This window comes from Streptomyces griseicoloratus (assembly GCF_014534645.1).
In the GTDB taxonomy this organism is placed as follows: Bacteria; Actinomycetota; Actinomycetes; order Streptomycetales; family Streptomycetaceae; genus Streptomyces; species Streptomyces griseicoloratus.
Genome location: NZ_JACVQF010000057.1, coordinates 1 through 4,806, shown reverse-complemented (window position 1 = coordinate 4,806; position 4,806 = coordinate 1). Strand labels below are relative to the sequence as shown.

Sequence of the window (4,806 nt, the reverse complement as noted above, 5' to 3'; positions counted from 1 at the left end):
GCCCTGGACCACGTGCGGTGCCGACTCGCCGGCCGCCAGCGCCCGCAGCCCCGCGAGCAGTTCCTCCCGGTCCGCGCCCACGACGACCGCACGGTGCTCCAGCGCCGAGCGGCCCGTACCCAGTGAGTACGCCACGTCCAGCGGGCTCACCGGATCCGCGTCGCGCTCCAGACGCGCCAGCAGCCTGCCGGCCTGTGCCGCGAGCGCCCGTGCCGTCTTCGCCGACACCACCCACGGCAGCGGACGGGCGAGCGCGGCCACGTCGTCACCCGGCGCCTCGGCGCCCCCGAGCCGGTCCTCGGGCGCCGGCTCCTCCAGGATCACATGGGCGTTGGTGCCGCTCACACCGAACGCGGAGACGCCCGCACGCCGCGGCGTGCCCGTCTCCGGCCACGGGCGGGCCTCGGTCAGCAGCTCGACCGAGCCCGCCGCCCAGTCGACCATCGGGGTCGGCGTGTCGACGTTCAGGGTCTTCGGCAGGACGCCGTGCCGCATCGCCTGGATCATCTTGATGACCCCGCCCGCGCCGGCGGCCGCCACGGTGTGACCGATGTTCGACTTCAGCGACCCCAGGTACAGCGGCCGGCCCTCCGGACGGCCACGCCCGTACGTGGCGAGCAGCGCCTGCGCCTCGATCGGGTCGCCGAGCCGGGTCCCCGTACCGTGCGCCTCGACCACGTCCACGTCCGCCGCGGACAGCCGGGCACCGGCCAGCGCCTGCTGGATGACCCGCTCCTGCGACGGCCCGTTGGGCGCGGTGAGCCCGTTGGACGCGCCGTCCTGGTTGACGGCCGAGCCACGGATCACGGCCAGCACCCGGTGGCCGTTGCGGCGGGCGTCCGACAGCTTCTCCACCAGCAGCAGGCCCACGCCCTCCGACCAGGCGGTGCCGTCGGCCGCGGCCGCGAACGACTTGATGCGGCCGTCCTCGGCGAGCCCGTTCTGCCGCGAGAAGTCGACGAACCCGCTCGGGTTGCCCGAGACCGTGGCACCGCCGGCCAGCGCCAGCGTCGACTCGCCCTTGCGGACCGACTGGACCGCCAGGTGCAGCGCCACCAGCGACGAGGAGCAGGCCGTGTCCACCGACACCGCGGGCCCCTCGAAGCCGAACGTGTACGCGATGCGGCCCGACGCGACACTGCTCAGCTTGCTGGTCATCAGATAGCCCTCGAGCTCCTCCGGGCCCTCCAGGCCCAGGTAGCTCTGCTCCACGACACCGGCGAACACGCCCACCGGGGTGCCGCGCAGCGTCGCCGGGTCGATACCGGCCTGCTCGAACGTCTCCCAGGCCGTCTCCAGCAGCACCCGCTGCTGCGGGTCCATCGCCAGCGCCTCACGCGGCGATATGCCGAAGAAACCCGGGTCGAACAGGGCCGCCCCGTCGAGGAAACCGCCCTTCTTCGTGTACGACTTGCCCGGCTTGCCGCGTTCCGGGTCGTAGATGGCGTCGATGTCCCAGCCGCGGTCGGTGGGCCAGTCGCTGATCCCGTCGGCCTCGTCCATCACGAGCCGCCACAGCTCGTCCGGGGACGTCACCCCGCCGGGGAAGCGGCACGCCATGCCGACGACGGCCACCGGCTCCTCGTTGCCGGCCTCCAGCTCGGCGAGCCGCTGCCGGGCCTTCTGCAGATCGGTGGTCACCCACTTGAGGTACTCCACCATCTTCTGTTCTCGTGCGGACGCCCCGTCCTTGCCGGCGTCCTGACCTGACGTCTGAGGGGAATCATTGGACATGCGTGATCAACTTCTCCTCGGGCTGAGTCGTGGGGTCATCAGTTCGCGGTGCGGCCGAGCTGGTTGTCGATGAAGTCGAAGAGGTCCTCGGCGGTGGCCGACTCCATGGCCTCCGCCACGTCCTCGTCCCGGCCGCTGCGCGCCGCGGTCTCGTTGAGCCGGGACAGCAGCGTCTGGAGCCGTACGGTGACGGCCGTCCGGGCCGCGCCGTCGTCACCCAGCTCCGCCAGGGCCGCGTCCAGCCGGTCCAGTTCGGCCATCAGGGGCTGGGACGGGCCGGCGGCGTCACCCTCCGGGGCCACCGCCGCCACGATGTGCTCGGCCAGCACCGCCGGGCTCGGGTGGTCGAACACCACGGTCGCGGCCAGCTGCACCCCGGTCCTGGCGATCAGCCGGTTGCGCAGCTCCACCGCCGTCATGGAGTCGAAACCCATCTCCTGGAACGCGCGCTCCGCGTGGACCGCGTCGACCCCGGAGTGCCCCAGCACCGCCGCGACCTCGGTACGCACCAGGTCGAGGACCGCCTGCCGGCGCTCCACCGGCGACACCCCGGCCAGCCGCTGCGCCAGCGACTCCACCTCGCCGCCGCCCGACCGCGCGACCCGCCGGCCCGGCACCCGCACCAGCGACCGGAAGGACGGCGGCACCTGGCCGTGCGCCCGCATCGCGGACAGGTCCACGGGCAGGGCCACCACGGCGGCCGTGCTGTCGGCGAGCGCGGAGTCGAACAGGGCCGTGCCCTCTTCCGGCGAAACGGGCCGGAAGCCCTCGCGGCCGAACCGCTTCAGGTCGTTGTCCGTCAGGCCCCCGTTGATGCCGTAGCTGAGGCCCCACAGGCCCCAGGCGATCGACGTCGCCGCGAGCCCCCGGGCCGCCCGGTGGCCGGCCAGCCCGTCCAGGAACGCGTTGGCCGCCGCGTAGTTGGACTGACCGGGCCCGCCGATCACGCCCACGCTGGACGAGAACAGCACGAACGCGGACAGGTCCATGCCCTCGGTCAGCTCGTGCAGGTACCAGGCGGCGTCCGCCTTCGGGCGGAGCACCGCGTCCAGACCGTCCCCGGTCAGCGCCGGCACCAGCCCGTTGTCCAGGACGCCGGCCGTGTGCACGACGCCCCGCAGCGGGTGCTCGGCCGGTACGGCCGCCAGCACGGCCGCCAGCGCCTCCCGGTCGGACACGTCGCAGGACACGAACGTGGCCCGCGCGCCCAGCGCCGACAGCTCCGCCTCCAGCTCCGCCGCACCCGGCGCCCCGGCCCCGCGGCGGCTCAGCAGCAGCAGGTGCCGCACGCCGTGCTCGGCGGCCAGATGCCGGGCGAACAGGCTGCCCAGGGCACCGGTGCCGCCCGTGATCAGCACGGTGCCGTCCGGGTCCCAGGCCGCGCCACGGCCCTCCGTACCGCCCCGGCCGGACGCGGCACCCACCGGCGTCCGGCGCAGCCGCGGCAACAGCACCGCGCCATGCCGTACCGCCGCCTGCGGCTCGCCCGAGGCGATCACCGCGGACAGCACCGCCGCATCGTCGCCCGCGGCGGACCGCTCCTCGCCCGCACCGTCCGGCCCCTGGCCCAGGTCGACCAGCACCAGCCGGTCGGGCGCCTCCGCCTGGGCCGAGCGCAGCAGACCCCAGACGGTCGCCGCGCCCGGCTCGGGCACGCCCTCGGCGCCCGTGTCGACGGCGCCGCGCGTCAGGACCACCAGCCGTGTGCCGCCGAGCCGCGGATCGGCCAGCCACTCCTGCACCAGCCCGAGCGCCCGCCGCGCCGCCGCGTGGGCGGCGCCCACCACGTAGTCCGCGGGACCGGCCGTGATCCGGGCCAGCACGGCGTCGAGACCGGTCCCGGCCTCCACGGCCTTGCCGACCGCGGCCACCTCGTCGAACACGGTCACTCCGGCGCCCGCGACGCCGACGGCGTCCGCCGCGTCCAGACCGTCCCCGTCGAGCACCGCCCAGTGCGGCGACCCCTCCGGCCGCGGCAGGGCGGCACGCTCCCAGTCCAGCTCGAACAGCGGCCTGGAGGCGTCCACGGGCCCGCTGAACGCCGAGTCCGGCAGGTCACGGAAGACCAGCCGCCCGATCGTGGCGACGGGACGGTCCTCCGCGTCGGACAGCCGGACCGCGACGGCGAACGCGTCCGCAGCGGTGTCGGTGTCGGCATCGGCACCGGACTCCGGCAGCTCCACCGGCGTGACGCGCACCCGGACCGCGGTCGCGCCGCTCGCGTGCAGCCGCACGTCCTCCCAGCGCGCCGGCACCCGGGCCGTACCCGGCTCGCCGCTGCCGGCGGACGCCGTCACCGCGGCCTCCAGCAGCGCAGGGTGCAGCACGTAGCGCGCGGCGTCCGGCAGCAGTTCCTCCGGCAGCCGCACCTCCACCGCCGGACCGCCCGACGGCACCCGCGCCGACGAGTCCTCCGGCGCACCGGAAGCGGCCGGGACCAGGAAGCCCCGGGCATGGACGGTCCACACCGCGTCGGCCCCGGCGTCCTCACCGCGGCTGTGCACGGTCAACGGCCTCCGGCCGGATGCGTCCGCCGGGCCCACGCCCAGCTGCAACTGCACCGCGCCGTCCGCCGGCAGCACCAGGGGAGCCACCAGGTCCAGCTCCACCGAGCCCGGCAGGCCCAGCTCGTCACCGGCCCGCACGGCCATCTCCACCAGCGCGGACGGCGGCACCACCGGCGCGTCGAACACCGCCTGCTCGGCGAGCCACGGCTGTGTGCGCGCCGACAGCCGGCTGGTGAACAGCACCTGTTCGGCACCCGCCACCGTCACCGCCGCGCCCAGCAGCGGATGGCCGGTGGCCGACAGGCCGTACCCGGAGTCCCCGCCGCCAGCGGTTCCCGCCAGCCAGAAGGACTGGTGCTGGAACGCGTACGTCGGCAGCGTCACCGGGCGCGGCTCCGCCCCGGCACCGGAGTCCGTGAACACCGCCCGCCAGTCGACCCGCGCTCCCCGGCTGTGCAGCGCTCCGACGGCGGTGAGGAGTGTGCGGGGTTCGGGTCGGCCGGTGCGGAGGGTGGGGGTGGCGTGGGCGAGGGGGCTGAGGACGGCGTCGGGGCCGATTTCGAGG

General features: G+C 75.4%; 2 protein-coding genes. Both read right to left on the bottom strand.

Going from position 1 to position 4,806, the window contains the following annotated elements; all coding sequences use genetic code 11:
* Nucleotides 1–1,734: type I polyketide synthase (locus H0H10_RS02200; RefSeq protein WP_188179076.1), on the bottom strand; the 1,734-nt coding region annotated here is incomplete at its 3' end.
* Nucleotides 1,735–1,772: 38 nt separating this feature from the next.
* A partial coding sequence (locus tag H0H10_RS02195; RefSeq protein ID WP_188179075.1) for a type I polyketide synthase occupies nt 1,773–4,806 on the bottom strand: 3,034 nt, incomplete at its 5' end.